This window comes from Frankia sp. R82, from assembly GCF_023716925.1.
GTDB lineage: Bacteria > Actinomycetota > Actinomycetes > Frankiales > Frankiaceae > Frankia.
The window spans coordinates 1-6054 of the sequence record NZ_JAMQQG010000252.1; the positions used below are offsets into that span (position 1 = coordinate 1).

General features: G+C 73.4%; 3 protein-coding genes and 1 pseudogene. 3 read left to right on the forward strand and 1 reads right to left on the reverse strand.

Going from position 1 to position 6054, the window contains the following annotated elements; genetic code table 11:
- Positions 1–1672 (forward strand): AAA domain-containing protein (locus ND747_RS19665; RefSeq protein WP_251735282.1); only part of this gene is annotated, 1672 nt, incomplete at its 5' end.
- Here ND747_RS19665 and ND747_RS19670 read toward each other — a convergent pair.
- Positions 1640–3097, reverse strand: a complete 1458-nt coding sequence (locus ND747_RS19670) for an acetamidase/formamidase family protein (protein ID WP_251735283.1) — start codon at positions 3095–3097, stop codon at positions 1640–1642. The two genes, ND747_RS19665 and ND747_RS19670, sit on opposite strands and share 33 nt — an antisense overlap.
- Positions 3098–3331: 234 nt before the next feature.
- Here ND747_RS19670 and ND747_RS19675 point away from each other — a divergent pair, with 234 nt between their 5' ends.
- Positions 3332–4408, forward strand: coding sequence for a thiamine-phosphate kinase (locus ND747_RS19675; protein WP_251735285.1), 1077 nt, complete (start codon positions 3332–3334; stop codon positions 4406–4408).
- Between the two features lie 1350 nt (positions 4409–5758).
- Positions 5759–6054 (forward strand): annotated as a pseudogene (locus ND747_RS19680) (hypothetical protein); the annotation flags it as partial.

A 6054-nucleotide genomic window follows, 5' to 3' on the forward strand; every position in this document is an offset into this window, starting at 1 on the left:
GCTCGAGGCCACCCACACCGCCGCCCGGCCGGCCGGCCGTCCCGGCGCCGGCCGGCCGGTCGATCTGGACGCCGATCTGGACGCGGCCGAGGACGTCCTGGCCGCGGCCACCGCGGAGCTTGCGGGCGCCAGGGCCTGGCGGCACTGCCTGGGGCGCCTCGGTGCCGGCCAGTCCGCGGCCCTGCGGGCCTACAGCGAGGCCGTCACCGCGGGCGCCGCCCTCGGCGGACGCCACAGCGAGCGCTACCGACAGGCCGCCCGGGAGGCGATGGCCATCGCCCAGACGGCCGTCCCGGCCTGGGTGATGCCGATCCGCGAGGTGCTCTCGACGATCCCGCCGGTGCGGGACAGCTTCGACGTCGTCGTCGTCGACGAGGGCAGCCAGGCCGGTCTGGACAGTCTGTTCCTGCTCTGGCTCGCCCCCCGGGTGATCGTGGTCGGCGATGACCGACAGTGCACCCCACCGGCCGTTCCGGGCCGGCAGCTCGAGGACGTCTTCGACCGGCTCGACGACCTGCTGCCGGACGTCCCGGCGTGGCTGCGGGTCGGGTTCAGCCCGCAGTCGAGCCTGTTCGGCCTGCTGCGCACCCGGTTCGGGGAGGTCGTGCGGCTACGCGAACACTTCCGGTGCATGCCGGAGATCATCGAATGGTCCTCGGCGATGTTCTACCGGGAGGCGCCGCTGGTGCCGCTGCGCCAGTTCGGTGCCGACCGGCTGCCGCCGCTGGTCGCCCGGCACGTCCCGCACGGCTCCACCACCCCGACGTCCGCCGGCCCGCGCAACCGGGCGGAGGCCGAGGCGCTGGTCGGGCAGGTCGTGGCCGGCACCGCCGATCCCCGGTATGCCGGGCTGAGCTTCGGTGTCGTGGTCCTGGCCGGGCAGGCCCAGGCCACGCTGATCCGCGACCTGCTGGCCGAACGGCTCTCGGCCGCCGAGCACCGCCGCCGCCGGCTGCGGGTCGGCACCCCCGCCGACTTCCAGGGCGACGAACGCCAGGTGGTGTTCCTCTCGCTGGTCGTGGCGCCGTCGACCCCGCCGACGGCCCTGACGACGCTGGAGTACCAGCGCCTGTTCAACGTCGCCGCCTCCCGGGCGCAGGACCAGGTCTGGCTGTTCCACTCGGTCACCCTCGCCGACCTCGATCATCACGACCTTCGCCACAGCTACCTGGCGCACGTCCTGTCCTCGGCCCGGGCCGCCCGGGCCGGCCTGCCCACCTCGTCCGAGCCGGCGCCGGATCCGCCGGACGTGCCCGAGGACCGTCCGCATCCGGCGTTCGGCTCGCTGTTCGCCCAGCGGGTGTACCGGTGGGTGGCCGGCCGCGGCTATCTGGTGACCCCGCAGCTGGAGGTCGGTGGGCAGCACCTCGACCTGGTCGTCTGCGGTGGACGGGCGCGCTTCGCGATCGGCTGCGACGACGACGGCCCCGGCGGGGACATCGCCCGGGCGTTCGACCGGGAGCGGGACCTGCGTCGGGTCGGCTGGCGGTTCTGGCGGGTGCGCCAGTCCGATTTCGAGCTCGACCCCGAGGCCGCCCTGGCCACACTCTGGCCACGGCTCGCCGCCGCCGGCATCGAACCACTGGCCGCCATGCCGGACGACCCCGAGGCCGCCGGGTGGGCGCCGGCCGGGCAGGAGTCAGACGGGGGTGCCGTCGGTCATCTCGTCTGATTCGAGTGGAACCACGTGTCCACCTGGTAGTTCGCCGTCGGACGGGTCCCGCCGAGCCGAGGGAACCCGCCCCGTCCGGTCCGGAGCAGCCCGGTCCGGACCGGGCTCGTGGTGGGCCGCGGGGTCCAGCCGGACCGCCGAACCACGGTGCGCCGGCGCATCCGCGTGCACCGGCCCGTCCACGTGCGCGGGCCCGTCCATGTGCGCGGGCCCGTCCACGTGCGCGGGCTCGGGATGGGTGGGGTCGGCGTCCTCGCCGACGCCGTGGAGGCGGGTGAAGGGCTGCCGGGCCAGCCGCGACCGGGCTGGCGGCGGCTCCAGGAAGTCGGCGCGGCGGATCCGGCAGAACGCCGTCTGCAGGCCCGGGCCGACATGGCCGACGGCGACCTGCACCGCGGCCGACAGGTAGGCCATGGCCTCGGCGCGTTCCAGCCCGATGCGGCTGGTCAGGAAGGCCATCGCCGAGCGGGCCGCGCGACGCACCGCCTCGGGCAGCTCCGCGTCGACTCCCATCGTCACCCAGGCGGTCTCGGTCTCGACGAACGGTTCGCGCAGCGCGCCCAGCGCCGCACGTGCGGCCCCGTCCCGCAGGGTGGACAGCCGCAGGGTCGCGCGCAGCGGCCCCTCCAGCGCGGTCGCACCGAGCTGGCCGTCACCCAGCGCGTAGTGCGGATCGCCCACCGCGAACAGCCCGCCGGCGATCTGGACCGGCAGGTAGAGGTGGGCACCGACGCCCAGATCGACGCAGTCCAGCGCTCCCCCGTGCAACCCGACCGAGGTGGACGGGATGGCCCCGGTGGTACTGTCCACCGCGACTGCCATGACGCCGAGGAACGGGGCCAGCGGGAAGCGGGTACGGGTGCCGCCGACGCTGGTCAGCGCGCCGAACAGGCGCCCTCGTCGGCGCTCGATCGCGCAGAGGGTGGTGACGGTGCCGAAGCGCTGCCAGTGCCGCGCGCTGGCGTTCGCCTCGGGCGGCGGTCCCTCGGGAAACTCGCCGGCGAACAGCCCGGCGCCGTGCCGGCTCGAGACGATCCCGTACCGCGCTCGTGGATGCAGTGACAGCACGTCGACGCGCAGCATGTCGCCGGGTTCCGCGTCCCGGACGAACACCGGCCCGGTGACGATGTGCGGGGCGTCCACACCGAACTCGTGCGGCAGCCCGGACGCGGCGATCGCGCGCGCGTCGGCGAGCACCTCGGCGGGCACAATGCCCAGACCAGCGAGGAAGGCCTCAGGATCGCGACCCTGGTCGCCGAGGATCCCCTCCTGGCTGACCGTGTCGATGGTGACGGTGGCACCCGGGTCGATGGACAGAACCGGTCTGGAGTGGGCGTTCGGCAGTTCACCCCATGTGACGGTTTCCGGGGTGGAGGGCAGGTAGTGTCTACCCTCGATCTTGCCGCGGCCTGGTTGCAGCGCCACAGACCGCTCTACCGGACCCGAGACCGTCCGGGCGGGCTCCCACCGTGACGAGCCGCCTGGATCCACGCCCGAGTACCACCCGGTCCCGTACCGCCCGGCCTCCCGGCCGGGGGTACGCAGGATGCACATCGACAACGCAGGTTCACGCGCGTCAGATTTTCAGTGAAATGTGACAAAAAGGTCACACATATGTTGCGATCGCCGTCATTCCGCGGCACGAGAGGCGGCAGGACCGTGGATGCGGCTCCCCTGGGGCCAGGAAGCCCGTATCTGCGGGATCTGGGTGAATTCGAACTGATCCAGGCGATCACCGCGCGTTTCGCGCCCACCCGGGACGTCCTCGTCGGTCCGGGCGACGATGCCGCCGTGCTCAGCGCCCCCGACGGCCGAGTCGTCGTCACCACCGATCTCCTGGTCGAAGGCCGGCACTTTCGCCGGGACTGGTCCAGCGGCGAGGACGTCGGGCACAAGGCCGCCGCCCAGAACCTCGCCGACGTCGCCGCCATGGGCGCTCGCCCCACCAGCCTGTTCCTCGGCCTGGCCGCTCCCGGCAGCACCGAGCTCGGCTGGGTCCTGTCCCTGGCGGACGGCCTGGCCGCCGAGGGCGCCCGGGCCGGCACCACCGTCGCCGGTGGCGACATCAGCTCCGCCGACACGATCATGCTCGGTGTCACCGCGCTCGGTGACCTCGCGGGCCGCGCCCCCGTCCTGCGCTCCGGCGCCCGCCCCGGCGACATCCTCGTCCTGGCCGGCACCGTCGGCCCCGCCGCCGCCGGCCTCGCCCTGCTCACCGCCGGCCTCGGCGCCACCCAGCCCGAACCCGACCAGCCCGAACCCGACCGGCTTCGGTCGAGCGGCGCAGGTGCCGGCATGCTCGCGGCGCACGGTTGGGACCGTCTACTCGCCGCGCACCGCCGGCCCCGTCCGCCCTATCCGCTCGGGCCCGCGCTCGCCGCCCTCGGCGCGCGCGCCATGTGCGACGTCTCCGACGGACTCCTGCAGGACGTCGGACACCTCGCAGCCGCATCCGGAGTCCGCATCGACCTCACCGCCGATGCTCTCCCCATGGACGACGCCCTGCGCTCGGCCGCGGCCCACCTCGACGTCGATCCGCTCGGCTGGGTCCTCACCGGGGGCGAGGACCACGCTCTGGTGGCCTGCCTTCCCCCGCTCCCCCGGACCGTGCCGCTGCCGACCGGCTGCCGGCGGATCGGATCGGTCCGAGCCGGACGGGGTGTGACCGTGGACGGCCAGACCCCGTCCGGCGCCGGCGGCTGGACCCACTTCGGACGGCCACACTCATCCGAGTGACCAGGCACATCACCGCGTAACAGCACCGGCGTGGCCCCCGCCGGACGCTGATCGACCTCCACCGCGCTCCTGCTCCGCCTCCGACCGGCTTTCCGATCCGCCCACGAGCGCTATTCCGATCCGCCTGCCACCAGCATTTCGACCGGCCTGTCGCCATCGTCGGAAAGGCCACTCCGACCGCGCCGATTCCAAACCGACACCAGGCCGGGCCGGGCCGGATATCCACCCATTCCACCGACTGATTTACGGCCCACCCGTCACCCCGGCACCATCTTCAGCGGCCTGAACGGTCAGAACACAAAGAAAATCCACCTCGCCGCCGTAGGCGACACTGTGGGCGACGCAGCCCGGGAGACACGGGAGGGGGACCCGACCGCGAAACGAGCCCATCCCGCGGGACCACTCGTCCCGCCGCGGGTCCAGGCGAGATCGTCCATCACAGCGGAAGCCCACAGCGGCAGCCGCCACACCGTGACCGTCCTCGCCATGGCAGCTCACTGCACCGCGGCGATGTCCGCAGGTGGCGTGTCCGCAGGTGGCAGTCCGCCACGCCGCGGCGGAGGAGGAGAAAGTTGGGTGCCGACCCGCCAGGTCGCCTCACGGGCGTAGGCCGCTCGAAGCGGCGTTCATTGGGTCCGGGGGCCATGATGCGGGCCGGCACTGCCAGTTTAACGGATGGCCACGCCATCCTGTTCCCACCCGCCGGACCAGGCTCGACCGCCCGCATCCCACTCACCAGGCCACCGGCCTCCCGCCTGCCAGCTGCTCTCCGCACCCCTGCCGTCCGCACACTCCTGCCATCCGCACACCCTGGCCGTCCGCACACCCTGGCCGTCCGCACACCCTGGCCATCCGCCGAACGCGCGCATCGGCAACCGGATCCCACGCCCGCCACGCTCCGCGACAGGCCGCGAGGCAAGATCACGCTCCGCGGGTCACCAGGGGGACAGAACGGACACGATCACCCCGACGACGACCCGTGTGGGCGTGCGGCCCGGTCGACTCCCGGGTTCGGCATCACGCAGAGCGAGAATCACCCTTGAGCAGGGGGCCGCGAACGGGGATTGGTGGGCGTCCGTCGTCGTAGGGTTGGGCTGGGCGGGCACCTTCCCGCGACCGGAGGGGCGCCGCGGGTCCCGGCCCGATGTGTGGTCGGCGGACCCGGCAGCAGTCGGGATCAGCGACCGCTCACCACGGGGCGACCCCGGGAGGGCACCCAGGGTCCGTGTGACCGGACCGGGCAGGTCCGGTGGTACGGGACCTTGCCGCAGCGGGTAGCCTGAGCAGACGGTGACAGAAGGGCCTTTCGGAGGCCGTGAAGTGAGACCGTGGATAGAGGCGAATGGCCCCGTGACAGCACCGACGGTTCCCGCGTCCGGACCTGACTTCGGACCTAACGAATGGCTGGTCTTCGAGATCTACCAGCAGTTTCTCGAAGATCCGGAGAGTGTCTCGCCGGAGTGGCGCGAGTTTCTCTCCGACTATCACCCGAGCGTGCCGCCGGGCAGCCCCGGCAGTACCGGGGCGACGGCCGGCGTGGCACCGAGCGGGGCACCTTCGGGCGGTGAGTCCGCCCCCGACGTGCCAGCACCGGCCGCCGGGGCGGCCGCGGCCCCCGCCTCCGCTCCCCCCGCCAGCACACCGGC